Here is a 23,897-nt window from a genome sequence, read left to right on the forward strand (position 1 = left end):
CGCCGCCCTGGGACGGGACGAGGTGCGGGAGTGCGGGCCCGCGCTGCCATGAGGCCTACCTGGGATCGGCGTCGAACTTCGAGGTCGACCAGAGGTAGCCCAGGACCGCGAGGCCCAGGCACCAGGCCACGGCGAGCCAGCCGTTGTGGCCGATGCCGGTGCCCAGCAGCAGACCGCGCAGGGTCTCGATGGCGGGGGTGAAGGGCTGGTACTCGGCGACGGGCTGGAACCAGCCCGGCATCGCGTCGAGGGGGACGAAGGTGCTGGAGAGCAGGGGCAGCAGGATCAGGGGCAGGGCGTTGTTGCCGGCGGCCTCGGCGTTGGGGCTGATCAGGCCCATGCCGACGGCGATCCAGGTCAGGGCCGTGGCGAAGAGCAGCAGCAGGCCGAACGCCGCGAGCCATTCCAGGACGGTGGCCTGCGATGAGCGGAAGCCGATGGCGACGGCGACGGCGCCGACGAGGGTCACGCTGATGATCGCTTGGAGCACGCTGCCGATGACGTGTCCGACGAGTACCGATCCGCGGTGGATGGCCATGGTGCGGAAGCGGGCGATGATGCCCTCGGTCATGTCGTTGGAGACGGACACGGCGGTGCCGATGGTGGTGCTGCCGATGGTCATCAGCAGCAGTCCCGGGACCACGAAGGCGAGGTACGCGGAGCGGTCCGGGCCGCCGCCGCCGATGCCCGCGCTCATGGTGTCGCCGAAGACGTAGACGAAGAGCAGCAGCAGCATGATCGGGGTGAGCAGCAGGTTCAGGGTGAGGGAGGGGTAGCGCCGGGCGTGCAGGAGGTTGCGGCGCAGCATGGTGGTGCAGTCGCGTACGGCGAGGGTGAGGGAGCTCATCGGGTGGCCTCCGTGGGCTGGTGGGGGGTGCCGGTGCCGCCGGTGAGGGCGAAGAAGACGTCGTCGAGGTCGGGGGTGTGCACGGTGAGTTCGTCGGCCTCGATGCCGGCGGTGTCGAGGCGGTCGAGGAGGGTGCGCAGGGCGCGCTGGCTGCCGTCGCCGGGGATGCGCAGGGTGAGTGCGTCGTCGTCGCGGGTGACGTCGGCCAGGGCGGTGGCGGCGGAGCGGTAGGTGGTGGGGTCGGTGAAGCTGAGCTGGACGTGTCCGCCGGGGACGAGGCGTTTGAGTTCCGCGGCGGTGCCCTCGGCGGCGATCTTCCCGTCGTTCAGGACGGCGATGCGGTCGGCGAGTTCGTCGGCCTCCTGCAGGTACTGGGTGGTGAGGAAGACGGTGACGCCGCCGGTGACCAGTTCCCGGATGATGCGCCACATGGTGTGCCGTGAGCGGGGGTCAAGGCCGGTGGTCGGTTCGTCGAGGAAGATGATCCGGGGGGTGCCGACCAGGGTCATGGCGATGTCGAGACGGCGCTTCATGCCGCCGGAGTAGGTGGAGGCCGGCTTGCCGGCGGCGTCGCTCAGGCCGAAACGCTCCAGCAACTCGGCGGCCACGCGCCGCCCTTCGCGCCTGGGCAGGTGGTGCAGATCCGCCATCAGGAGCATGTTCTCCTCCCCGGTGATCAGCCCGTCGACGGCCGAGAACTGGCCGGTGACTCCTATCGCCGCCCGTACGGCCTGCGGTCGGGCGGCGAGGTCGTGGCCCGCGACCCGTGCCTGTCCGCCGTCGGCGGTGACGAGGGTGGAGAGGATCTTCACGGCGGTGGTCTTGCCGGCCCCGTTCGGGCCGAGCAGCGCGAACACGGATCCGGCGGGGACGCGCAGATCGATGCCGTCGAGGACGGTCTTGCCGCCGTAGGACTTGCGCAGCCCGAGGGCGGAGATGGCCGGTTCGGTCATGAGTAGGGACTCCTTCGTCACAGGCTGCGGGCGGCGACATCGCCGTAGGCGGTGGTCGCGTGGATGGTCAGACCGGCGTCGGCGCCGGCGCTGTTCTTGAGCGCGTTGCTGATCCGGCCGTAGCCGGTGCCGGCGTCCAGGGAGGCCGAGACGCCCTGGGCCGCGCCGACCGAGATGTCGCCCTGCCCGGTGCGCAGCGTGACGGTGCCGCGCACGGCCTCGGTGACGCTGATGGCGCCCTTCTGGGTGCTGATCTCGCCGGGGCCGCCCAGGTGGCCGACCGCGATGTCGCCGGCCTGGAGGGTGAGGCGGGCGCTTGCCGCCTCGTCGAGCTTGACCGTGCCCTGCGCGCCCTCGAAGGTGACCTCGCCGAGCCGTCCGACGCCCCGGAGTTCGCCGGCGGCGGCCTTCGCCTCGACGCGGGAGCCGGCGGGCAGCTGGACCGTCACCTCGACGGAACCGGAGGGGCCGAGGATCCGGTTCCTCGCCGCCGGCGCCTTGATGCGCAGGACACCGTCGGCGTACGCCACCTCGATCTCCTCCGCCGCCTTCACGTCGCGGCTCCTGGCGGCGTCGGCGGGGACGACCTCGACCGTGGTGTCGGCCCGGTCGGCGGCGATGAACCGGATGTGCCCGGCGGGGATGTCGAGGACGGCCGAGACGGGGGCGGGGGTGTCGAACCTCTGCATGGTGCCTCTCCTTCATCTGCGGCGGACTTCGTTCGGCCCGTCGTTTCCAATGTCGTGAACGCTACGTTGCATTCACCGATCAGGCAACATGCTCGTTGCGCGGGAACCCCATAATGGCAGCTCAAAGTGCCAATTTCATTGCAATGATCCTGAAGCTGATGCAACGGCCCTCGCATGCAGCGTTGCAATGAGGTGAATGTGAACGCTATGGTGGGGGCCTCACGCGCAACGAAGGAGGCCGGGATGCCGGGAGGCAGACTCACCCAGCAGGAACGTCAGCAGATCGCGCTGGGGCTGGCCGACGGCCTCGCCTACGCGGAGATCGCCAGACGCCTCGACCGGCCCACCTCGACGATCACACGCGAGGTGATGCGCAACGGCGGCCCCACCGGCTACCGCGCCGACCTCGCCCACCGCGCCACCGAACGCCGCACCCAGCGCCGCAGGCGGACCGCGCCCCGGGGCACGCAGGCGCCCCCTCAGCCCCACGGGCGCGACGCCGAGGCCGTACGTGAGTACGAGGAGCTGCTCACCTCCGTGTTCACGCAGTCGGGCATGCCCGGGATGATGTCCCGGGTCATGGCCTGCCTCACGATCACCGACGAGGGCAGCCTCACCGCGTCGGAACTGGTCCAGCGCCTCCAGGTCAGCCCTGCGTCCGTCTCGAAGGCGGTCGCGTTCCTCGACGGGCAGGGCCTCATCCGCCGGGAACGCGACGAACGCCGCCGCGAGCGCTACGTCGTCGACGGCGACGTCTGGTACGAGTCGATGATGGCCAGTGCCCGCGCCATCACCCAGGTCGTCGAGACCGCGCGGCAAGGCGTCGGTGTCCTCGGCCCCGGCACCCCCGCCGCCGTCCGCCTGGAGAACGTCGCCCGCTTCCTGGACTTCGTCTCCGAGAGCACCGCACGCGCGGCGGAACAGGCCCGCGACATCCTCCACACGACGCCGCAGCCGGCCGGTGCGGAGCCGGAATCGGGTGCCTGACGGCGCACGTCTCCGGGCGGCGCTACGACCAGGGGCCCGGCACCTGGCCCTGCGGCCGCGTCGGGACAAGGGGCGGGCCCGCGCCGGCGGGCTTGCGGCGCAGCTGGTTCCAGTGCCCGCCCAGTCGCCGGCCTCGTTCGCAGCGGCTGTCGTCGGTCCTGCAGACACGGCACGTCGTGCCGTGGATCGCCCAGCGGCGGAAGGCCAGCTGGTCGGGTCGCCAGCGCTGATTCGTGACCGGCCCGCTGTTCAGGGCGGCGTGGTGGCGGCGGAGTTCATCGACCGACCGGGCCAGCCGGCGGACGTGCGCGAGGCCGGCGTCGGGGTCGAGGCGGGAGATGCTCACCGCCATGAGGCGTCGTGCCTCACGGATACCGGCGTGCGCCGCGGCCCGCACCGGGGCGTCCTCGGGGGCGGCCGGGGCGGCGGCCTCCACCTCGCCGACGAGGACGGCGAGTTGCCCGCGTAGGTGAACCGCGAGGGCCGTCGGTTCCTGTGAGCCGGGCGGTTCGGCGTCTCTAGCGTTGGCCACGCCCCGGGACCGTTGCGAGCGGTCGCCGGGGTTCTTTCGCGGCCGTGGGGCGTGGACGACGGCAGTGGCCGACGGCCCGCACGGCGCTACAAGGAGATTGGACCGGTGGACCGGTCCAGTCAAGTGAAGTGTCAGATTCCGTACCCCATCGGGTAGTTGTCGATCTGCTCGAACACCTGCGACGCGGTAACGCCCTCTTCGCACACGAGCGTCCGGTGTTCCTGGTCGAACGCCGTGTGCAGCACCACGGCCACCGCTACGGGCCGGTCCACCCGCAGCAATCGCGCCTCATCCTCCGTGGCCAGCCGAACGGTCGTCACGTCGACGCCCTCCACGGGTGAGCGGCCGGTCGCGCGCCTGACGTAGTGCGTGGTGCCCTCGGTGATCGGCCCCTTCGCCGCCAGCCGTGGAGCCCCGTCCGCGATCGCCGGCGGGAACCAAGCCGTGACCAGGCTGTGCGGCGTGCCGTCATCGAGGAGCACCAGCCGGATACGCCGAAGTGCCTCCTCGCCCGGCTCCAGCCCCAGGGCATCCACCACACGTGCCGGAGGCACCGTACGGTCCGGTACACCCAGGCGCCGGTACGGGGCGCCGCCCGAGATACGGCTGGAGCCCGCGCGGCGTCCGCCCGCCGGTCGGGCGACCGGTGTCTCGGCGACGGTGAATCCGGCCCCTTGCCGCGCGGTCACCAGGCCGTCGTTGCGCAGCACGTCGTAGGCCTTGACGACGGTGGCCCTCGACACGCTCCACTGCTCGGCCAGATCACGGCCGGAAGGGAGCAGGTCGCCGGGGCCGAACTCGCCGTCGGCGATCCGTGTGCGCAGATCCTCGGCGATCTGCTCGTACTTCAGCAGCGGCATGGAGCCCTTCCGATCACTGGACTGGTCCACCGGTGAGCCCTCAGAATTCCCGCATGACGAGTCCTGAGGTGGCGCCGGAGATCGTGAGGTTCTACAGCGAGACCATCGACGAAGCGGACCGGCTGACCGCAACAGCCGACGGCTGCCTGGAGATGGTACGCACACAGGAACTGCTGCACAGGTACCTGCCCCCACCCCCGGCCCGGATCCTCGACGTCGGCGGCGGCCCCGGTACCCACGCCCGATGGCTCGTCCAGGGCGGCTACGCCGTGCACCTCGTCGACCCGATCCCCCGGCACATCGAGCAGGCCGAACCCACCGGCGCCACCGTGGAACTCGGGGACGCGCGCAGCCTCACGGCCGAGGACGCCTCGTACGACGTCGTGCTCCTGCTGGGTCCTCTGTACCACCTGCTCGCACGTGCCGACCGCGACCAGGCCCTGGCCGAGGCACACCGCGTACTCAAGCCGGGCGGCCTGCTGGCGGCGGCCGCGATCAACAGGTATGCGTCGCTGTTCGAGCACACCGCTTTCGCGCACCTGCACAAGGAGCCGATGCGCAGGAGTGTCGACGGCATCCTGGCGGCCCAGATCCACGACGGGAAGCGGGCGTTCACCGCCGCGTACTTCCACAGCGGCGAGCAACTGCGCGACGAGGTGGCCTCGGCGGGATTCACCGAGGCCGCCGTCTTCGGCGTCGAGGGCCCGGCCTGGTCGCTGCTCGCCGCGACCGAGCGGCACACCGGGGAGTCGCTGATCGGATCGCCCTTGTTCGAGTCGGCGCTGACCGCAGCACGCATGGCCGAGCCCTACCCTGAACTGCTGGCGGCGAGTTCCCACCTGCTGGCGATCGGGCAGCGCCCGGTGTGATCCCCGAGAGGGCCTGCATGGCCGCAAGCCGGCCCGGTTCCGTCGACGGGAACACAACACTTCGCCAGATCCGCGCTGTCGGGCGCGAGTTCAGCCGGAGAGGGTGACCGGGGACCGTATGCCGAGCCAACGTCTTGCCGCCCCGACCCGCCCCTCCGGTGTCTGGTCGAGGGAGGTCGCGGGTGAGGCCTGGGCAGGGATCGTGGGCCGTTGCTGTTGTGGCCCGTGCCTGGGGTGCCGGGGCTGGGGCGGGGCCGCCGCGGGTGGCCCCCCGCGGCGGCGCCACCCCGCCGGCGTCTCCGCCATCACCACCGCCAACGCCAGCCAGAAGAGCATGTCGATGCGGTCCAGGTTGGCCGGGTGGTCCATCATGCCGATCAGGAAGAAGCCGGTCAGTGAGGCCAGACCGACCGTGCCGACGGCCGACTTCGCGCGGGCGGCCCGGGCTGCCGAGGCCCAGGCGACGACGGTGATGCCCGCGAGGGCGAGCAGCCCCAGGGGGCCGGTCTCCACCAGCCAGTTCAGCCACATGTTGTGGGCGTGCACGAAGGTGCGCTCACCGGGCGCCGTCGCGGATATGACGGCGCCGGAACGGCCGAGCCCGACGCCGAGCGGATGGTGCACGGCGACGTCGAGCGCCGCGTGCCAGGCCTGCCCGCGCACGCCGAGCGAGTTCCCGGCCCGCGACACGGCCCAGATCACGGCCGCCGCTCCCCCGAGGGCGAGCAGCCCGACGGCGGCGGTGAGCCGGCGCTGGGCGCGGTCGGCGAGGCGGGGCGCGAGCCAGTAGGCGCCGCCGAGGACGAGGAGGCCGGCGGCTCCGGCGACGTACCCGGCGCGGGAGAAGGTGGTGAGCAGGGCGGCGTACCCGGTGACTCCGGCGAGGACGATCACCGTGCGGGCCGTGCGCTCGTCCACCGACAGGGCGGCGAGCAGCACGAACGGCAGCAGTAGGACGAGGAACGCGGCGAGCAGGTTGGGGTTGGCGAAGGTGCCGGTGGCGCGGATCAGGACGCCGGCGCCCCCGGAGTCGCAGGACACGTCGGTCAGCAGGCCGGTGCGGCAGAAGCCGGTCGGGGTCTCGTTGGTGACCTGCGAGAAGGCGGCGGCACCGGCGGCGGTGACACCGGCCAGGGCGAGCAGGCCGACCGCGCGCCAGGATTCGGGCTGGGTGCGGCGCAGGCCCACGACGAGGTAGTAGCAGGCGATGACGGTGATCAGGCCACGCAGGGGCGCGGTCGGGTGCCCGCCCCGGAACGTCGTCACCGTGGCCGCGCAGAGCAGCAGGGCCACGGGCAGGTCGAGCCGTGTGCGGAAGTCGCGCAGCCGCGTCCGGGGCCGCTCCCGCACCGGTACGGCCACGGCGAGCAGCCCCACCAGCAGCGCGAGCCGCGTCGGGGTGACGACGCCCACGAGCGGGTCGTCGGGGAAGAAGTCGGTGGCCGTGTCCATCAGCACGACGAACAGCGCCGCGAGCGGGACCATCTGCATCAACGCGTACGCCGGTCCGGGGTCCGCCGGCGTGCTCCGGTCGGTTGCCATGGAAGGGAGCCTGGCGGCACGGGGCGAAGCGGGGATGGCCTGGGGGATAACGGCCGCGTGCGGCTGGAGGGACGGCGAATCTCCCCCTCGTGTCCCCGTGCACCGGGCCGCACGCGCGGCCTTCGGGGAGCCGGCCGGGCGGCGGGTCACCGCCGGCCGGCGCGGGCCTCCGGGACGGAGCGGCACGTTCGCGAAGCGCTCCGCCCCAGGGTGCGGCGGGGATCAGCCGAAGGCGCGGACGGCCTGGTAGTAGGTCCATGCGGTGCTGTTGCAGGCGGTCCTGGTGCCGCCGCTGTAGGCGTTGCAGACCCGCTTCAGGTCCTCGTGGAAGGCGCTGTCGAGACGGCCCTTGTTGGCGCTGAAGGAGCCCGCGGCCTTGTAGTTGCGGTAGCCGAAGTCGTGGCGCGCGCAGGACATGGAGAAGGGGAAGCCGAAGGGGTTGTCCGGCGAGGAGGAGCAGTAGTCGGTCGACCAGTCGAAGCCGTACGCGGCCCAGGCACCCTGGTTGGCGCGGGCCGCGGCCCAGGCGTTGTAGCTGGACGCGCTGGTCTGTGTCCAGCTGGACAGGACCTGCGGCTTGTCGGCCGGAGCGGCCCCGGCGGCCGTCGCGGTGGCGACGACGGTGACCAGGGACAGGGTCGTGGTGGCGAGAGCGGTCGCGAGTCTGCGGTGCATTCCCACACCTCCATGAGGCTGTGCCCGCTTGTCGGGCTACAGGTTCATGACAAGATGATTGACACCGCAACAGTTCCTTCACACCGTGCCGGGCCGAAGGATCTCTGAATTCTCGGCGCGGTCCGGGGATCGGAACGTGAACCTCAGGGGACCGAGGTGACGCGACGTCAACTGTGCGCTGTTCGCGACCCGCTGGACATGACTCGGCCGCGGCGGCCCCCCTCCGCGCCGCCGCGGCCGTACCCCCTCGGGTCGGTTCAGTTGGCCGGCTCGCTCGTGGCGTGCTGGTCCTGCGTCGTGAGCTTCTCGTCGGCGGCGTGCTGGTCCAGCGGCTTGGCCTCGCCACCCGTGGCGTGCTGGTCGAGCAACTTGGCCTCAGCGCCCGTGGCGTGCTGGTCCTGCGTCGTCAGCTCCCCACCGGTCGCGTGCTGGTCCAGCGGCGTGACCACGGGCTCGCTCTGCTTGTCGCTCATGACGGTCAACTCCCAGTTCGCTTCTCAGGGCAGAGGTCCGGCGCCCGGCCCGGCGACTCCCCCGCGGGTCGCCGGCCGGGCGTCGATCGGCCGATCAGACTAACCTCACGGCCCCAGTCGTCGACCCGCATCCCCCGCTTGCGGAAACGACATGAGCGAGCATGCCGGACGGCGATAAACGTTCGCTGAACGTCCCCGCGTCCCCCGCGTCCCCCGCGTCCCCCGCGTCCGCCGCGTCCGCCTCGTCCCCCGCGTCCGCCTCGTCCCCGGCCGGCCCTCGTCCCTGGCCGCCCGCCGTCCCTGGCCGCCCCTCGTGCCCGGCCGCCCCTCGTCCCGCCCGCCGCACCCGCGCCCCCGCTACGCCACCGCCGCCGGCGAGAGCAACTCCCGTACCTCGTCGGCCTCCGGCGCGTCCAGCTCCTCGTAGATGCCGAGCGCCTCCCGCCAGCAGACCTGGGCGCGGCCCGTCTGGCCGATGCCGTTCAGGGCGCGGCCGAGGACGGTGAGGACCAGGCCGCGGCGCCACTCGCCGCCGATGCCGCGCAGCACGGTCAGTGCCATCTCCGCGCCGGACGCGGCCTTCGCCGGACGGCGGGCCGCGAGGTCCACCTCGGCGAGGCGGAAGAGGGTCATGCCCTCCCAGAGGCGCTGGCGGCTGTCCCGGAAGGTCTCCAGGGCCTCCCTCAGGCTCTCCGCCGCGAGCCGCAGTTCGCCGCTGCTCGTGAGGGCCAGCCCGAGCGCGTACCGCCCGTTCGCGCCCCGCAGGGCGTTGCCCATCGCGTCGTAGATGTCGATGCCCTGCTGGGCGAGGGCGATGGCGCTGTCGACCCGTCCGGTGGCCAGATGGATCCGGGACAGGTTGCACAGGGCGCTGGCCTCGCCGGGCCGGTTGCCGTTGCCGCGGAAGTTGTCGATCGCCGCGTTGAGGTGGCGCTCGCCCTCGGCGTGCCGGTTCTGGTAGATCGCGATGATGCCGCGGGTGTTGGGGGCCCAGCAGCTGGCCACCGGGTCGGCCGCGTCGCGCGCCATGCGCAGGGCCTCGACGGCCGCCGCGTCGGCCTGGTCGAAGCGCCCGGCGACCATGTGGACGTCGGTGAGCGTGGTCAGCGCGCGCCCGGCCGCCCACGCGTCCCGCTCGGCGTGGGCGCGCTCCAGCGCCGCGTTGGCGGCGATCTCGTACTCACGGGCGTTGGCCCCGGACTCGGCCAGGTCCTTGGCGGCCCACAGCAGGTCGACCGCGCGGCGCAGCCGCCCGTCGGCGACGGACCGTCGCACGCAGGACAGCAGGGCGTCGGCCTCGGCGTAGAGCCAGTCCTGGGCGGCGTGGCGGTCGGCGAAGGACAGCCCCGGGTACCTGGTCACTTCCAGGTGGTCCACCAGCCGGTCGCCGGGCCGCTCCATCGCGTAGACCCCGGCGGCGGTGGCGAGGTAGAAGTCGAGCAACCGCGACATCGCCGCCTCCCGCTCGGTCGGCGGGTGCTCGTCCCGCTCGGCGCAGGCACGCGCGTAGAGCCGTACGAGATCGTGGTAGCGGTAGCGGCCGGGTGCCGCCGATTCGAGCAGCGACATGTCGACGAGGGACTCCAGCAGGTCCTCGGCGTCCTCCGCCGCCAGATCGAGCACCGCCGCCGCACCGGCCAGCGAGATGTCCGGGCCGTCGGCGAGGCCGAGCAGCCGGAACGCCCGTGCCTGGGCGGGCTCCAGCTGCCCGTACCCCAGCTCGAAGGTCGCCTTCACCGCCAGGTCGCCGGCCTGGAGCTCGTCCAGCCGGCGGCGTTCGTCGGCGAGTTTGGCCGCCAGGACCGACACCGTCCAGGTGCGGCGGGCCGCCAGGCGGGACGCGGCGATGCGGATCGCCAGCGGCAGGAAGCCGCACGCCGCGACCACGTCCAGCGCCGCCTCCCGCTCGGCGGCGACCCTCTCCTCGCCCACGATCTTCGTGAACAGCGACAGCGCCTCGTCGGGGGACATCACGTCCAGGTCGACCAGGTGCGCCCCGGCCAGGTCCACCATCCGCACCCGGGACGTCACCAGCGCCGCGCACCCGTCCGTCCCGGGCAGCAGCGGCCGTACCTGGGCGGCGTCGCGGGCGTTGTCGAGGAGCACCAGCACGCGGCGTCCGTCCAGCACCGACCGGTAGAGCGCCGCGCGCTCCTGGAGCGAGTCCGGGACGGCCGAGTCGGGAGTGCCGAGGGCGCGCAGGAACGATCCCAGTACCGTCTCCGGCTCCGCGGCCCGGGAACCGGCGCCCTGGAGGTCCACGTACAACTGCCCGTCCGGGAAGGCCGGCCGGGCCTGGTGCGCCACGTGCACCGCCAGTGTGGTCTTGCCGACGCCGCCGATCCCGGCGAGCGCGGACACGGCCATCACCCGGCCGTCCGCCGACGCCAGCACCTCGCTCAGCTCGGACACGAACGAGGCGCGGCCCGTGAAGTCGGGCACGGTGGCGGGAAGTTGGGCCGGGCGGACCGGGGCCACGGGCGGCTCGGCGACCGGCGCCGACGGCTCCGCGAGCCGGGGGTCGGCCGTCAGGATCCGCTGTTGCAGCTCCCGCAGCGCCGGCCGGGGGTCGACGCCCAGCTCGTCCGCCAGCAGGCGCCGCGTGTCGGCGTACACCGCCAGCGCCTCCGCCTGCCGGCCCGATCTGTACAGCGCCAGCATCAGCAGCTCCCGCGGTCGCTCGCGCAGCGGGTGCGCCGCGGTCAGGGCGGTCAGCTCGGAGACGGCCTCCGCGTGGCGGCCCTGCTCCAGGTCCATGTCCAGCCGGGCTTCGAGGAGTTGCAGCCGCCACTCCTCCAGCCTTATCCGCTGCGCCTCGGCGTACGGCCCCGGGACGCCTGCCAGCGCCTCGCCGTCCCACTGGTCCAGCGCCCGGCCCAGCGACTCCCGTGCCCGGCCCAGGTCCCCGGCGGCCCGTGCCCGCTCCGCGTCGGCGGCCAGGCCCTGCGCCACCGCCAGGTCCAGCGCGCCCTCACCGGCCGGCCGGATCGCGTAGCCGCCGGACTCGCTCACCAGCACCTCGGGGTCGAGCACCTTGCGCAGCCGGGAGGCGTACGTCCGTACCGCCGCCAGCGCCTGCGACGGCGGCTCCTCGCCCCACAGCGCGTCGATCAGCTGCGCCGCTGTCGCCGTACGGCCCTCCCGCAGCAGCAGCGCGGCCAGCAGGGCGCGTTGCTGCGGGGAACCCGTGGTCAGCGGCTCGCCGCCGCGCCAGGCACGCACCGGTCCGAGCACCCCGAAGCGCAGCGCGGCGGGCGGTGCCGCTCCGCCCGGACGCCCCTGTGCCGGCACCCCGTCCATAGCCGTCCCCCTAGACAACATGAGCAATGCTGTCAGTCTGCCTTGCTCGGGCGGATGAGTCAGCCGCCCGAGACCGCGGTCACAGCTGGGCGCACGGGATCCCACAGGCCCCACACACCCTCTTCGCACACTTCCGCACTGACCTGAGCACGAAGGGCCGTCCGAGATACACTCCGGTCGCCACGCGAGTAACTGACGATCCGTCAGATCAGCCCTACCGTGCCCCCATGGACACTGGATTCCCTGCACACCGACGACTGGGACCCGTTCCTCGCCGCCTGCGACGAGACCGGCACGGTCGTCGCCATGCACATCGGCTCCAGCAGCCGGATGCCCTCCACCTCCGCCGACGCGCCGCCCGCCGTCGGCTCCGTGATCACCTTCGCCAACCGCTGCTTCTCGATGGTCGACTGGCTGATGAGCGGCAAGTTCGAGCGCTTCGCGAACCTGAAGGTGATGTACGCGGAGGGCCAGATCGGGTGGATCCCGTACATCCTGGAGCGCGCCGACGTCGTCTGGGAGGAGAACCGGGGCTGGGGCGGAGTCGCCGACAAGGTCCACCGGCCGCCGTCCGAACTGTTCGCCGAGCACGTCTACGGCTGCTTCTTCGACGACGCCTTCGGGCTGCGCAACCTCGACTCCATCGGCGTCGGCAACGTGCTCTACGAGACGGACTACCCCCACTCCGACTCGACCTGGCCCAAGTCCAGGGAGGTCGGCGAGGCCCAGATGGGCCACCTGGACGCCGCGGTGGTCGAGCGGATCGTGCGCGGCAACGCGATCGAGCTGCTGGGGCTGACGGAGGACGGGCTGTGGCCCGGGGGGAGCCGGTGACCGGCGCCAGCGGGTCCGGCCTGGAGTACGGCATCCAGCTCCCCGTCCAGTCCCAGAGCACCCTCTGTGCCGAACCCTGGGAGGCCGGCGCCGGACCGGACGACCTCGTGGCCGTCGCCCGCGCCGCCGACCTGGCCGGGTTCGCCTACGTCGCCTGCTGCGACACGTCGGCGTCCCACGCCGCCTCGCCTCCGCGATGAGCACCGTCTGGTACGACCCCGTGGCCACCCTCGCCCACCTGGCCGCCGTCACGGAACGCGTGCGGCTGCTGTCCCCTGTCGCCGTGGTCGGCCTGCGCCACCCCCTGCTCACCGCCAAGCGGTACGCCACCCTCGACCACCTCAGCGGGGGCCGGCTGATCCTCGGCGTCGGCGCCGGTCACGTACGGGAGGAGTTCGAGGCGCTCGGGGTGGACTTCCGGCAGCGCGGGGCCGTGCTGGACGAGACGCTCGACGCGCTGCGGGCCGCCCTCGGGCCGGAGGAGTTCCCCGCCCACCACGGCAAGCTGTACGACTTCGAGGGGCTCGGTCAGCTGCCCCGGCCGGCCCGGCAGGCGATCCCCCTCTGGGTCGGCGGATCGTCCCCGGCGGCGGTGCGCCGGGCGGCGCTCAAGGGCGACGGCTGGCTGCCCCAGGGCGATCCCCGTGACCGGCTGCCCCAGGGCGATCCCCGTGACCGGCTGCCCGGGCAGATCGCCACGTTGCGGCGGCTGCGCGCGGAGACGGCCCGCGGCGGAGCCGCTCGGGGATGCGGTGAGGCGCCGTTCACCGTCGGCGCGATCGCCGAGCCGCTGTACGTCGGCACGCCCGCCTGGGACGTCGGACGGCGGACGCTCACCGGCCCGCCCGACGCCCTCGCCGAGTCGCTGCGGGCGTACCGGGCGATGGGCGTGCACCAGGTCCAGGTGCGGCTGCGCAGCCGGAGCCGCGCCGAACTCATCGACCAGATAGAGGCGTTCGGCGCGGGTGTCGCTCCGGCGCTGTGAGTGCGGCCGGCCGCCGTCAGGGCAGGCGCGCGTCGCCGGACGGCGGCCTGACGAGGTAGGTCGTGCCGGGATCAAGGTGCGGCGCGTGGAAGAGGGTGGGGAGGTCGTGGTCGGTGAGTCCTTCGAGTTCGACCGCTGCCTTCCCGACGGCGTTGGCCCCTCGGAGCGACTGCCCCTCGCACAGGGCGGCGTAGAAGCCCGCCGCGTAGGTGATGGCGTCCATGTCCTCGATGGAGTCGGACATACCGATGGCGAACGGGACCGTGTCGATCAGCTTCGCCGCCTGCGGCGCGGACGCGCAGGAGTTCAGCACGACCAGTCGGGGTGGCTCGTCGACGGCGGCGAGGGTGCGGGCGAAGGCTTTGGCCGTGACGGCGGCACCGTAGTGCCGTACGTCGATGTCCCTTTCGAAGAAGAGCAGTTCCTTGCTGCCGTGACCGGAGAAGTGGACCACGTGCGGGCGGAAGCGCGTGAGGCCGGTGAGCAGGTGCTCGGTCGTCGCGGCCGGATGCGGGTCGATCTCCACCCAGTCCCGGTGCGTGGCGGCGTGTACGGCCGCGCGGATCCGGGCCTGCTCCCGGCCGACCCGTAGCTCGCCCTCGGGTCCTGCCCCGAGCATGAGCACGCGCAGCTTCTCCGTCTTGGCCGTGCCCCCGCTCTTGTCGTCCCCGTGGCGCTCGGCCAGGACGAGCAGAGCCTCGATCACCGCCATCTCTCCGCGCAGTTCGGTGGCTCTGCGGCGCCACAGGTCGGCCTCCCTGGCGGCCGTGACGGCCTGGCTCTCGTGGTGCTCGACGACGATCGAGTCCGTCGGCACGCCCGCGGGTGCCCCACTTGACGCGATCGCGCGGGCCTTGGACGCGTACGCGCGTTCGCGGGCCTCCTGGCGCGCGAATTCGGTGGCCGACAGCTCCGCCTCATGGTGCTCCCTGCGCTTTTGATCCAGCCGTTCACGAAGATGGCCAGCGTTCATCTTCTGCCTCCTTTACGGAATGATCTCCACCGGATCGTTGGGGCGGTAGTGCAGGCGGTAGTGCAGGCGGTAGTGCCGCATGGTTCGAGTGCCCGTTGGGAATCGACCCTTCACCTGCTCTACGTGGATCGGGGGGTAATGGACGCCGATGACTACTTGCGTCAGATGGTGAGCGAAGCCGACCCGCACGTTGTCGACTTGCTCAACAGGTATGCCGCCGCCCAGGATTCCGGGGAGGCCGACGGAAATGCGGACGGTGACGGCGGCGGGCACGACTTCAGTGACGGGCTGGCGGCTGCCGGAGGTCTCGCGGCGATTCTGTCAACGGGGAATAACGCGGTGAAGTTCCTCCGCAGAACCTGGCGGGGCCGTGCCGACACGCCGAAACGCCTGCCGGAGCGTCGGAGTGAACCCGTGGCCGACCTGCCGGCGGGCCGGGGGTCGTCCGCGCAGCTTTCCCAGGACCACCTGGTGAATCTCGCGAAGCGTCACCTCGTCGGAAAGGAGGGAATTTCCGAAGGTGACCTGAGTCTGCGCTGGGTGAATGAGGACCTGCAGGATTCGTGGTGCCTGGTCTCCTTCGACCTCGCCAAGGGAGGTGTGTGGCATGTGCTCATCAAAATGAAGGACGGCTACGCGGCGGTCGGCAAGGCAAAGTTCCTGAAAGCAGAATGAGGGGGAGCGCAGAATGAGTACAGACAGGCCCGGACATGTGACGGCACACGATCGGTTCCAGGTCGAGGTCGGCATGGCGAGGGGAGGAAGGGCCAGGCTCCTCGTCGAGGACGTCCAGTTCCAGTTGACGCCCCACGAGCAGCTGCACAAGCTGCTCCGCAGCCGGAATCCGGTGGTGCGCCACTTCGTGGCACTTCAGGACGGCGGCCCGGTGGACATCACGTACAACCCGGGACTCGCGTCGAATGCGAGGCACGCGGCGGAGGAGGTCGCCCTGAGCCTGTTCCACGGGATAGCGCTCGCCGAGATGCTGAAGAAGACGGGCCGGAAGTACCGGGACAGCCGGACGGAGATCGCCTCCGGGCGGACCGGAGGGTACGCGCCGGGATACTCGTACCACACCCCCGCGAAGGTCATGGACGGCGTGGGGATCGTCTACGGCGTCGAGAGGACGGGAAGGCATGCCGCCGGCGGTTTCAAGAACGCCCAGGCGGTGCTGGACGATCTCGTGAAGTGGGCCATGAGGCTTCCCTCGCAGGGGTACTACGTCGTCGTGGACGGCAAACCCCAGGCGCTGCCCGTGATCGAGCACGAGATCCGGTTCCAGGACCTGGTCCCTGTGGGCGGTCGGCGCTGACGGCTCCTCCGCCCCGGAGAGAGGGTGCCCATGCCCACCACCGGCAGTGGCCTGCTTCTGCTGGTCGTGCTGTTGCTGCCCGGACTGACGTTCGTAGCTCTGCGGGAGCGTCGGAGCAGTGAGCGACGGCCCACCGCTTTCCGGGAGAGCGGTGCGGTCGTCTTCTGGAGTGTCACGACCGAGTTCGTGACGCTCGCGCTGTTCGCGGTGGTGAGAAGTCTCCTGCCGGAGCTGACCCCGGATGTCGGCCGGCTCGTCCGGGAGGGCGGCGCGTACGTGCGGGAGCACTACGTGTCGCTCGGCTGGTGGGGCGCGGGCCTGCTGGCGTTCTCGTGCGGTCTGGCCGCGGCCGCGGCGATGCGCGCCGCCGCCGGACGTCACCCGTCCGGCATGTCCGCCTGGTGGATGCTGTTCGACGGGTGGTACCCCGGCGAGAACCCCATGGTCGGGTGCCTTTTGGAGGACGGCTCCTACCTGGAAGGCCGGCAGGCGTCGTTCAACGTGAGCGCCGACGACTCGCCGGACCGGGACCTCGTCCTGGTGCAGCCGCTGAAGTACCGGCCGCCCGGCGGCACCGAGGCGCGGCCGCTGCCCTGGAGCGCGGCGTGCGTGTCGGCACGCCGGATCGTCACCGTCTTCGTCAGCTACCCGCTCGCTGAGCGGGCGGTGGGGGCGGGGGAGGAGGGGGCGGCGGGGGCGGCGGGGGCGGGGTCCGGGCCGGCCGCAGGGTAGCTTTCTGGCCGCGTTTCCCTGATGCCATAGGAGACTCTCCTCAAGCGGAGGTGCCGCCCCTCGCGCCGCAGGACGACCTCGGCGGCCCGTCATCACGAGGGTAGCGGCCCCGGGTCCACACCGGATCCTGTCGGGTGCCCTTCTGATGTGACGACTCGTCAGCTACCGTGCCGGGCGCCGTCCACCACGCAGTCGTCCACCCACTCCGACGGCGACGGGCAGCCCGTCGCGTCACGGCACGCCGGGCCCGCCGAACTGCTCGCCCTCTCCGCCGCGGTCGGCGAGCACGAGGGGACGCAGATCGAGGCGATCGTCGCGGGCTGCCTGGACCAGTTCAGCGACGCCGAGATCGACCTGTTCGTGGAGATGAGCGCGGCGGCCGGACGCCCGCTGAACTGGAACGTCCTGACGATCGACGCGTCGGTCCCGCAGCGTGTGCCCCGGCAGTTGCTGGCGAGTGAACGGGCCCGTAAGGCGGGCGGCCGGGTCGTGGCGCTGACGATGCCGATCCTCACGCCGATGAACATGTCGCTCGGCACCTTCTGCGCGCTCAACCTCATCCCGGGCTGGGGCGGGATCCTGGGCCTGCCCGTACCCGAGCGGATCGGGAAGCTGAAGGACCCCGCCGTGCGGGGCGCGATGCTCCAGCGGGCGGCGTCGAAGGAGGCGGGCGTCTTCCGGCGGCTGACGGACTTCGGGCGCTACATCATCGGCGACACCTACAGCGCGCAGAACGCCGGGGTGTCCGGCCGGGTCGTGCGCGACATCGCCGCCGAACGCGGCCAGGACCCCTTCGCCTGCCTGGTCGACATCTGCGCGGCCGACGACCTGCGGACGGTCCTGTGGCCCATGCCCACCGACAACGACCCCGCGTCCTGGGCGCTGCGCGCCGAGACCTGGCAGCACGAGGACGTCCTGCTCGGCGGCTCCGACGCGGGCGCGCATCTGGACCGCATGTGCGGGGCGCCGTACACCACCCGCTTCCTCGGGGACTGTCTGCGCGGGCGGAAACTGGTGGGGCTGGAGCAGGCGGTGAGGATGCTCACCGACGATCCGGCGCGGCTCTTCGAGCTGCGGGAGCGGGGCCGGATCCAGGAGGGCTTCCACGCCGACCTCGTCCTGTTCGACCCGGAACGCGTCGACGCCGGTACGGCCACCCTGGTGCGCGACCTGCCGGGCGACAGCCCCCGGCTCGACTCCCGGGCGATCGGCGTGCGGGCGGTCTGGGTGAACGGCGTCGAGGCGATCCGGGACGACGTGGTGAGCGGCGCGGTGCCCGGGCGGGTGCTGCGGTCGGGGCGGGACACCCGCACGGTGAGCACCCGGTGAGCCGGCGGCTGTTCGTCGACGGGGCGTGGGCCGAGCCCGGCGGCGGCTCCACGAGGTGATCGACCCGGCGACCGAGGAGACCGTCGGCTGGGCTCCGGAGGCCTCGCGCGAGCAGGTGCGCGCGGCCTGCGCCGCCGCCCGCGAGGCCTTCGGGCCGTGGTCGCGCACGGCGCCCGAGGAGCGGGCGGCGATCCTCGCGCGGGCGGCGGACATCATCGCGGGCCGTCTGGAGCCGTACACGGAGCTCGCCCGCGCGGAGACCGGGGCGACCACGGTCACGGCGCGGCGCATGCAGGTCGGGGTCGCGGCCGCCCGGTTCCGCCGGTACGCGCGGACCGAGCCGGCCGAGTGGCCGATCGCGCCGCAGATCAACGAGGCCGGGCCGATGGGGAGGGCGGGTGTGACGGGCATGGAGGCGCCGTTCGGCGGCTTCCGGCGCAGCGGCGTGGGCCGTGACGTCGGCTCGTACGCCCTGCACGCCTACAGCGAGGTGCAGGCGATCGTCTGGCCGGGGTGACGCGCCGGGCGGCGGTCAGGTGCCCGGCAGCGTCTCGTCCAGCCAGTCGAAGACGACCTCGCAGTGCTGCTGCGGGGCCATCGGGGAACAGTGCAGCTGCGCGCCGGTGGCCGCGGTGAGCTTGACGTAGTCCTTGGGCGCGGTGAGCTTGTCGAACATCAGGCGGGCCTGGCCGGGGTAGAACTGTTCGTCCTGGTAGTCCAGGACGAGCGTGGGCATCTTGATCCGGCCCACGACGTCCGTGATGTCCAGGGCCTGGATGCGCCTGGCCGGCGTGTAGAAGTCGGTGAACATCTTGCCCTGCCGGGCGTCGAGCATCGCCGGCACGGAGAACGGCTCGAAGCGCTTCTTCAGCGTCGCGGCGTCGGCGGCGGGCAGCTCGGGGACGACCTCCTTGTTCCAGATGTTGTTGGTCTCCTCCTTGCTGGGCTGGAGGATCTCCCGGACCTCCGGGGGAAAGCCCAGCCACGGCGTCAGGCAGCCGGGCATCGCCACCAGGGCGGCGAGCCGGCTCTCGAAGGCCGCGGCCCGGGGTGCCAGGTCGCCCGCCATGCTCAGCCCGGTCAGGGCGATCGCGTCCGGGTCGACGTCCGAACGGGCGGTCAGCCAGTCGACGAGCGGGCCGACGACCTTCTCCCAGGTCTGCGTGAAGATCACCTGGTTCACGAAGAGCAGCTGTCCCTGGCCGGGCCCGTCGTAGACGAGGGCGTTCCAGCCTCGGTCCAGGGCGGCCTGGACGCCGTACGTCCACATGTCGACGTTCTGCCCGTCGCTGCCGTTCGTGAGGATCACGGTGGGGCGGCGCCGCGCCGCCGTGCCGGGCCGGAAGAACCACACCGGCAGCGGAGTGCTGCCGTAGGGGACGTTCGCGGTCACGGGCGCCGGGTCGCACAGGCCGCAGAACTTGTCCCAGGCTCCGCGTCCGGCCTTGTACAGCTGCTCCTCGTCGCCCGGGGTGTCGGAGCCGAGGACGAAGAACAGTGCCTGGCCGTAGTACTGCGCGGCCCGCAGCGCACGCCACCGGGTGGTCCGGTCGTCGGGCTTGCTGCCCTGGGGCGCCGCCATGAGCTGGTCGCCGAGCTTCCTGAAGGTCTGGACGTAGGTCTGCGAGGACAGCCCCGCCTGGTTGATGGTGTTGACGGCGGTGAGCACTTCGCCCACCTCGCCGGCGCGCTGGCCGGAACCGCCGAGTGCCATCAGCCCGTTGAAGTTGAATCCGGGGTCGTCGAACAGCGTCATCACGCCGGGGGTGGGGCCGCCCGCCGAGGGGGAGGCGGTCGCCGTGGCACGGGCCCCGGGGGCCGCACCCGTCGGGGTGCACCCGGCGGCCAGTACGGCCCCGGCTCCGCCGACCAGACCGGCGAGTGCGGTGCGACGGGTGGGCGGGGACGCGCGGTCTCCGGAAACATCACTCATACGACGTGAAAATACGACTTCGACGGCCGGCCCTCCGCCCGCCACGCGCCGCCCTCCCCCGAACGGCCGTCAGGCGCGGCCCCCGTTCTCCTCCAGGTCCACCCGCACCGTCAGCAGGTCCGTGCCGATCGGCCGCACCGCCGAGCTGTTCATCCGCGGCAGCTCGCGCAGCCGGGCCTTCGGGTCGTCGCCGGGCAGGAGGCGGGCGGTCCCCTCGTACCACCGGCCGCCGAGCCGTACCCGCACCCTGGGGTTGGCGCGGATGTCGCGGACGTACTGGGAGCGGTCGCCGAACTCCGAGACCAGCCAGAAGCGATCCCTGCGTCGTCGTCACACATGCCGACCAGGATGGGCGGGCGGCGCGAACTGGGGAACACCTGGAGGAGACACCCCGGCCGAAGCCGATCCCGACTGGTCGGTATGGACAGATGGACGTTCCCCGGGTAGAGATGGGACATGCGCATCGCCGTCACCATCTTCCTCACGGACGAGACCATCACCCCGACCCGGCTCGCCCGGGAGCTGGAGCAGCGGGGCTTCGCCGGGCTGTACCTGCCCGAGCACACCCACATCCCCGTCGAGCGGACCACCCCCTACCCGGCGGGCGGCGAGCTGCCCCGGGAGTACGGCCGCACCCTCGACCCCTTCGTCGCCCTCGGCCAGGCCGCCGCCGTCACCGAGCGCCTCGGTCTCGGCACGGGTATCACGCTGGTCGCCCAGCACGACCCGATCGACCTGGCCAAGCAGATCGCGACCCTCGACCACCTCTCCGGCGGCCGCTTCACCCTGGGCCTCGGCTACGGCTGGAACGTCGAGGAGGCCGCCGACCACGGCGTGGAGTGGCGAACCCGGCGGGAACTGGTGCGGGACCGGATGGCGTTGATGCGCGCGCTGTGGTCTCAGGAACCGGCCGCCCACGAGGGCGAGTTCGGCAGTGTGCGCGCCAGCCACGCCCACCCCAAGCCCGTGCAGAAACCGCGCGGCCCGGTCGTCGGCCCCCGCACGCTCGTCGGCGGCGCCGCGGGCCCGAAACTGTTCTCGCACATCAGCGAGTACGCCGACGGCTGGCTGCCGATCGGCGGGCGCGGCCTGTCCGAGTCGCTGCCCGTGCTGCGCGCCGCCTGGTCCGACGCCGGCCGCGACCCGTCCGCCCTCCAGATCGTCCCGTACGCCGTCGCCCCCACCCCGGGCAAGCTCGCCCACTACGCGGACCTCGGCATCGAGGAGACCGTCGTCCAAATGCCCCCGGCGGGGGAGGCGGAGGTTCTGCGGGTGCTGGACGCGTATGCCGAGTACGTGTAGCCGACCGGGCGGGTGGCCGACTCCGGGGCGCGAGGAACCGCGCGAGCGGCCCCGACGCACCCGCACCCGGCAACGCACCTCGCTCCCCAGGACCAGCCCCGGCCCCCGTGAACCCGCGGAGCCCGACCGTATGCTCGAAGGATGACGACTTCCGCGACCTCCGGAACCGGCTCCACCGACCGCCCCCGCGGCACCGGCCCCACCGAGAACTCCCTGCGTCGCGCCCTCAAACGCGCCCGTGACGGCGTCGCCCTCGACGCCGGCGAGGCGGCCGTACTGCTCCAGGCCCGCGGCGAGGCCCTCCAGGACCTCGCCGCGTCCGCCGCCCGGGTGCGCGACGCGGGACTGGAAGCGGCCGGCCGGCCCGGCGTCATCACGTACTCGAAGAGCGTCTTCATCCCCCTCACCCGGCTGTGCCGGGACAAGTGCCACTACTGCACGTTCGTCACCGTGCCCGGCAAGCTGCGCCGCGCCGGGCACGGGATGTTCATGTCGCCGGACGAGGTCCTCGACATCGCCCGCAAGGGCGCCGCCCTCGGCTGCAAGGAAGCCCTCATCACCCTCGGCGACAAGCCCGAGGACCGCTGGCCCGAGGCCCGCGAATGGCTCGACGCGCACGGCTACGACGACACCATCGCCTACGTCCGCGCCATCTCGATCCGCATCCTGGAGGAGACGGGCCTGCTGCCCCACCTCAACCCGGGCGTCATGACCTGGACGGACTTCCAGCGCCTGAAGCCCGTCGCGCCGAGCATGGGCATGATGCTGGAGACGACGGCGAAGCGCCTGTGGTCGGAGCCCGGCGGCCCGCACCACGGCTCCCCGGACAAGGAGCCGGCCGTCCGGCTGCGGGTGCTTCAGGACGCGGGCCGCTCCTCGGTCCCCTTCACCTCCGGCGTCCTCATCGGCATCGGCGAGACCTACGAGGAGCGCGCCGAGTCCCTCTTCGCGCTGCGCCGCGTCTCCCGGTCGTACCACGGCATCCAGGAACTGATCATCCAGAACTTCCGCGCCAAGCCGGACACCGCGATGCGCGGCATGCCGGACGCCGAACTGGACGAACTGGTCGCGACGGTGGCCGTCGCCCGGCACATCATGGGCCCCTCGGCCTGCCTCCAGGCCCCGCCCAACCTCGTCGACTCCGAGTACGAGCGGCTGATCGGCGCCGGCATCGACGACTGGGGCGGCGTCTCCCCGCTGACCATCGACCACGTGAACCCCGAACGCCCCTGGCCGCAGATCGAGGAGCTGGCGGAGAAGTCGGCGGCGGCCGGTTTCGAGCTGCGCGAACGCCTCTGCGTGTACCCGGAGTTCGTGCGTCGTGGCGAGCCCTGGCTGGACCCGCGTCTGCGCCCGCACGTGGCGGCCCTCGCCGACCCGGAGACGGGCCTCGCGAGGTCCGGGGCGCTGCCTCAGGGGCTGCCCTGGCAGGAGCCGGAGGAGGTGTTCCAGGCCTCCGGCCGCACGGACCTGCACGCCACGATCGACACCGAGGGCCGCACCTCGGACCGCCGCGACGACTTCGACGAGGTCTACGGCGACTGGGGCGCCCTGCGCGAGGCAGCCGCCCCCGGCATGGCCCCGGAGCGCATCGACTCCGACGTGCGCGCGGCGCTGCGGACGGCGGCGGACGACCCGACGCGGCTGACGGACGAGGAGGCACTGGCGCTGCTGCACGCGGACGGCCCGGCGCTGGACGCGTTGTGCTCCGTGGCCGACGACGTGCGCAGGTCGGTGAGCGGCGACGACGTGACGTACATCGTCACCCGCAACATCAACTTCACCAACGTCTGTTACACGGGCTGCCGCTTCTGCGCCTTCGCGCAGCGCCGCACCGACGCCGACGCGTACACCCTGTCACTGGACCAGGTCGCGGACCGGGCACAGCAGGCCTGGGACGTCGGCGCGGTGGAGGTCTGCATGCAGGGCGGCATCCACCCCGACCTGCCCGGCACCGCGTACTTCGACATCGCGAGGGCGGTCAGGGAACGCGTCCCCGGCATGCACGTGCACGCCTTCTCGCCGATGGAGGTCGTCAACGGCGCGGCCCGCACGAACATGTCGATCCGCGAGTGGCTGAGCGCCGCCAAGGAGGCGGGCCTGGACTCCATCCCGGGCACGGCGGCGGAGATCCTGGACGACGAGGTCCGCTGGATCCTCACCAAGGGCAAGCTGCCCACGGCGACCTGGATCGAGGTCGTCACCACGGCGCACGAACTCGGCATCCGCTCCTCGTCCACGATGATGTACGGCCATGTCGACCAGCCCCGCCACTGGCTGGGCCATCTGCGCACCCTGGCCGGCATCCAGCAGCGGACGGGCGGTTTCACCGAGTTCGTCACGCTTCCGTTCATCCACACCAACGCGCCCGTCTACCTGGCGGGCATCGCCCGCCCCGGCCCGTCGATGCGGGACAACCGCGCGGTGACGGCGATGGCGAGGCTGCTCCTGCACCCCCATATCCCGAATATCCAGACAAGCTGGGTGAAACTGGGCACGGAGGGTGCGGCGGAGATGCTCCGCTCCGGCGCCAACGACCTGGGCGGCACCCTCATGGAGGAGACGATCTCCCGCATGGCGGGCTCGTCCTACGGCTCGTACAAGTCGGTCCGCGACCTGGTGGCGGTGGCCGAGGCGGCGGGCCGCCCGTCCCGCCCCCGCACCACTCTGTACGGCGAGGTCCCCCAGGAACGGCAGCGGACGGCCGCGGCCTCCGACGGCCACCTGCCCCAGCTGCTGCCGGTGCTGGACTGAGGGAGGGGCGTTCAGG

At 72.4% G+C, this 23,897-nt stretch carries 18 protein-coding genes and 5 pseudogenes; 11 read left to right on the plus strand and 12 right to left on the minus strand.

Annotated elements, in window-relative coordinates; translation table 11 throughout:
- Positions 1–55: 55 nt before the first annotated feature.
- From ACGF8A_RS17005 to ACGF8A_RS17015, 3 genes are read right to left on the minus strand one after another with little or no spacing between them, the layout of a single operon-like run.
- Positions 56–847 (minus strand): ABC transporter permease, encoded by a 792-nt coding sequence (locus ACGF8A_RS17005; protein ID WP_393108795.1) that lies wholly within the window; start codon positions 845–847, stop codon positions 56–58.
- Complete coding sequence (locus tag ACGF8A_RS17010; protein WP_393108797.1) at positions 844–1,800, minus strand: ATP-binding cassette domain-containing protein; 957 nt, start codon at positions 1,798–1,800, stop codon at positions 844–846. Before ACGF8A_RS17010 ends, ACGF8A_RS17005 begins: the two co-directional genes overlap by 4 nt.
- A 17-nt stretch (positions 1,801–1,817) precedes the next feature.
- A complete protein-coding gene (locus ACGF8A_RS17015; protein ID WP_393108799.1) occupies positions 1,818–2,489 on the minus strand; it encodes a DUF4097 family beta strand repeat-containing protein in 672 nt (223 codons plus the stop codon).
- Between the two features lie 243 nt (positions 2,490–2,732).
- On the opposite strand from ACGF8A_RS17015, the gene ACGF8A_RS17020 reads away from it, so the two are divergent.
- Positions 2,733–3,476, plus strand: coding sequence for a helix-turn-helix domain-containing protein (locus tag ACGF8A_RS17020; RefSeq protein WP_393108801.1), 744 nt, complete (start codon positions 2,733–2,735; stop codon positions 3,474–3,476).
- Positions 3,477–3,498: 22 nt separating this feature from the next.
- On the opposite strand, the gene ACGF8A_RS17025 is transcribed toward ACGF8A_RS17020, so the two are convergent.
- A complete protein-coding gene (locus ACGF8A_RS17025; protein ID WP_393108803.1) occupies positions 3,499–4,008 on the minus strand; it encodes a DUF6415 family natural product biosynthesis protein in 510 nt (169 codons plus the stop codon).
- Positions 4,009–4,139: 131 nt separating this feature from the next.
- On the minus strand, positions 4,140–4,868 hold the full coding sequence (locus ACGF8A_RS17030; RefSeq protein ID WP_393108805.1) for a GntR family transcriptional regulator: 729 nt from the start codon (positions 4,866–4,868) through the stop codon (positions 4,140–4,142).
- A 53-nt stretch (positions 4,869–4,921) separates the two neighbouring features.
- Between ACGF8A_RS17030 and ACGF8A_RS17035 the strand changes: the two genes are divergently transcribed.
- Positions 4,922–5,737, plus strand: coding sequence for a class I SAM-dependent methyltransferase (locus ACGF8A_RS17035; RefSeq protein WP_393108807.1), 816 nt, complete (start codon positions 4,922–4,924; stop codon positions 5,735–5,737).
- 90 nt (positions 5,738–5,827) lie between these two features.
- Here ACGF8A_RS17035 and ACGF8A_RS17040 read toward each other — a convergent pair whose 3' ends face one another.
- The 4 genes from ACGF8A_RS17040 to ACGF8A_RS17055 all read right to left on the minus strand — a co-directional run bounded on the left by ACGF8A_RS17040 (position 5,828) and on the right by ACGF8A_RS17055 (position 11,727).
- Positions 5,828–7,279 carry an O-antigen ligase family protein gene (locus ACGF8A_RS17040; protein WP_393108809.1) on the minus strand — a complete coding sequence of 484 codons (1,452 nt, stop codon included), beginning with the start codon at positions 7,277–7,279 and terminating at the stop codon, positions 5,828–5,830.
- Between the two features lie 222 nt (positions 7,280–7,501).
- On the minus strand, positions 7,502–7,954 hold the full coding sequence (locus ACGF8A_RS17045; protein WP_393108811.1) for a phospholipase: 453 nt from the start codon (positions 7,952–7,954) through the stop codon (positions 7,502–7,504).
- 257 nt (positions 7,955–8,211) lie between these two features.
- Complete coding sequence (locus ACGF8A_RS17050) at positions 8,212–8,427, minus strand: hypothetical protein (RefSeq protein ID WP_393108813.1); 216 nt, start codon at positions 8,425–8,427, stop codon at positions 8,212–8,214.
- 357 nt (positions 8,428–8,784) lie between these two features.
- Positions 8,785–11,727: a BTAD domain-containing putative transcriptional regulator gene (locus ACGF8A_RS17055; RefSeq protein ID WP_393108815.1), complete on the minus strand. Its 2,943-nt coding sequence runs from the start codon at positions 11,725–11,727 to the stop codon at positions 8,785–8,787.
- 234 nt (positions 11,728–11,961) lie between these two features.
- On the opposite strand from ACGF8A_RS17055, the pseudogene ACGF8A_RS17060 reads away from it, so the two are divergent.
- Both ACGF8A_RS17060 and ACGF8A_RS17065 read left to right on the plus strand, forming a co-directional pair.
- Positions 11,962–12,561, plus strand: a pseudogene (locus ACGF8A_RS17060) (amidohydrolase family protein); the annotation flags it as partial.
- 20 nt (positions 12,562–12,581) lie between these two features.
- Positions 12,582–13,546: pseudogene (locus ACGF8A_RS17065) on the plus strand (TIGR03619 family F420-dependent LLM class oxidoreductase).
- Positions 13,547–13,562: 16 nt separating this feature from the next.
- Here ACGF8A_RS17065 and ACGF8A_RS17070 read toward each other — a convergent pair.
- A complete protein-coding gene (locus tag ACGF8A_RS17070; RefSeq protein WP_393108817.1) occupies positions 13,563–14,519 on the minus strand; it encodes a CHAT domain-containing protein in 957 nt (318 codons plus the stop codon).
- Between the two features lie 138 nt (positions 14,520–14,657).
- Between ACGF8A_RS17070 and ACGF8A_RS17075 the strand changes: the two genes are divergently transcribed.
- From ACGF8A_RS17075 to ACGF8A_RS17095, 5 genes and pseudogenes are all read left to right on the plus strand, one after another.
- Positions 14,658–15,194: a hypothetical protein gene (locus ACGF8A_RS17075; protein WP_393108819.1), complete on the plus strand. Its 537-nt coding sequence runs from the start codon at positions 14,658–14,660 to the stop codon at positions 15,192–15,194.
- A 13-nt stretch (positions 15,195–15,207) separates the two neighbouring features.
- Positions 15,208–15,831 carry a hypothetical protein gene (locus tag ACGF8A_RS17080; protein ID WP_393108821.1) on the plus strand — a complete coding sequence of 208 codons (624 nt, stop codon included), beginning with the start codon at positions 15,208–15,210 and terminating at the stop codon, positions 15,829–15,831.
- Positions 15,832–15,861: 30 nt separating this feature from the next.
- Positions 15,862–16,563 carry a DUF6338 family protein gene (locus ACGF8A_RS17085; RefSeq protein WP_393108823.1) on the plus strand — a complete coding sequence of 234 codons (702 nt, stop codon included), beginning with the start codon at positions 15,862–15,864 and terminating at the stop codon, positions 16,561–16,563.
- Positions 16,564–16,743: 180 nt separating this feature from the next.
- A pseudogene (locus ACGF8A_RS17090) lies at positions 16,744–17,892 on the plus strand (amidohydrolase family protein); the annotation flags it as partial.
- 8 nt (positions 17,893–17,900) lie between these two features.
- Positions 17,901–18,301 (plus strand): annotated as a pseudogene (locus ACGF8A_RS17095) (aldehyde dehydrogenase family protein); the annotation flags it as partial.
- Between the two features lie 123 nt (positions 18,302–18,424).
- Here the strand turns inward: ACGF8A_RS17095 and ACGF8A_RS17100 are convergent.
- Together ACGF8A_RS17100 and ACGF8A_RS17105 are read right to left on the minus strand one after the other, a co-directional pair.
- Entirely contained in the window at positions 18,425–19,825 is a 1,401-nt protein-coding gene (locus ACGF8A_RS17100; RefSeq protein WP_393108825.1) for an alpha/beta hydrolase family protein, read from the minus strand.
- A gap of 69 nt (positions 19,826–19,894) precedes the next feature.
- Positions 19,895–20,155 (minus strand): annotated as a pseudogene (locus ACGF8A_RS17105) (nitroreductase/quinone reductase family protein); the annotation flags it as partial.
- A gap of 126 nt (positions 20,156–20,281) precedes the next feature.
- On the opposite strand from ACGF8A_RS17105, the gene ACGF8A_RS17110 reads away from it, so the two are divergent.
- Together ACGF8A_RS17110 and ACGF8A_RS17115 are read left to right on the plus strand one after the other, a co-directional pair.
- Entirely contained in the window at positions 20,282–21,127 is an 846-nt protein-coding gene (locus ACGF8A_RS17110; RefSeq protein ID WP_393108827.1) for an LLM class F420-dependent oxidoreductase, read from the plus strand.
- 141 nt (positions 21,128–21,268) lie between these two features.
- On the plus strand, positions 21,269–23,881 hold the full coding sequence (locus ACGF8A_RS17115; RefSeq protein ID WP_393108829.1) for a bifunctional FO biosynthesis protein CofGH: 2,613 nt from the start codon (positions 21,269–21,271) through the stop codon (positions 23,879–23,881).
- Positions 23,882–23,897 lie beyond the last annotated feature (16 nt).

The organism is Streptomyces sp. NPDC047706, from assembly GCF_043204795.1.
Classification (GTDB): Bacteria; Actinomycetota; Actinomycetes; order Streptomycetales; family Streptomycetaceae; genus Streptomyces.

Coding starts and splice junctions, on each gene's coding strand:
- ACGF8A_RS17005 (WP_393108795.1), bottom strand. CDS start 847: ATGAGCTCCCTCACCCTCGCCGTACGCGACTGCACCACCATGCTGCGC.
- ACGF8A_RS17010 (WP_393108797.1), bottom strand. CDS start 1,800: ATGACCGAACCGGCCATCTCCGCCCTCGGGCTGCGCAAGTCCTACGGC.
- ACGF8A_RS17015 (WP_393108799.1), bottom strand. CDS start 2,489: ATGCAGAGGTTCGACACCCCCGCCCCCGTCTCGGCCGTCCTCGACATC.
- ACGF8A_RS17020 (WP_393108801.1), top strand. CDS start 2,733: ATGCCGGGAGGCAGACTCACCCAGCAGGAACGTCAGCAGATCGCGCTG.
- ACGF8A_RS17030 (WP_393108805.1), bottom strand. CDS start 4,868: ATGCCGCTGCTGAAGTACGAGCAGATCGCCGAGGATCTGCGCACACGG.
- ACGF8A_RS17035 (WP_393108807.1), top strand. CDS start 4,922: ATGACGAGTCCTGAGGTGGCGCCGGAGATCGTGAGGTTCTACAGCGAG.
- ACGF8A_RS17040 (WP_393108809.1), bottom strand. CDS start 7,279: ATGGCAACCGACCGGAGCACGCCGGCGGACCCCGGACCGGCGTACGCG.
- ACGF8A_RS17045 (WP_393108811.1), bottom strand. CDS start 7,954: ATGCACCGCAGACTCGCGACCGCTCTCGCCACCACGACCCTGTCCCTG.
- ACGF8A_RS17050 (WP_393108813.1), bottom strand. CDS start 8,427: ATGAGCGACAAGCAGAGCGAGCCCGTGGTCACGCCGCTGGACCAGCAC.
- ACGF8A_RS17055 (WP_393108815.1), bottom strand. CDS start 11,727: ATGGACGGGGTGCCGGCACAGGGGCGTCCGGGCGGAGCGGCACCGCCC.
- ACGF8A_RS17070 (WP_393108817.1), bottom strand. CDS start 14,519: ATGAACGCTGGCCATCTTCGTGAACGGCTGGATCAAAAGCGCAGGGAG.
- ACGF8A_RS17075 (WP_393108819.1), top strand. CDS start 14,658: ATGGACGCCGATGACTACTTGCGTCAGATGGTGAGCGAAGCCGACCCG.
- ACGF8A_RS17080 (WP_393108821.1), top strand. CDS start 15,208: ATGAGTACAGACAGGCCCGGACATGTGACGGCACACGATCGGTTCCAG.
- ACGF8A_RS17085 (WP_393108823.1), top strand. CDS start 15,862: ATGCCCACCACCGGCAGTGGCCTGCTTCTGCTGGTCGTGCTGTTGCTG.
- ACGF8A_RS17100 (WP_393108825.1), bottom strand. CDS start 19,825: ATGAGTGATGTTTCCGGAGACCGCGCGTCCCCGCCCACCCGTCGCACC.
- ACGF8A_RS17110 (WP_393108827.1), top strand. CDS start 20,282: ATGCGCATCGCCGTCACCATCTTCCTCACGGACGAGACCATCACCCCG.
- ACGF8A_RS17115 (WP_393108829.1), top strand. CDS start 21,269: ATGACGACTTCCGCGACCTCCGGAACCGGCTCCACCGACCGCCCCCGC.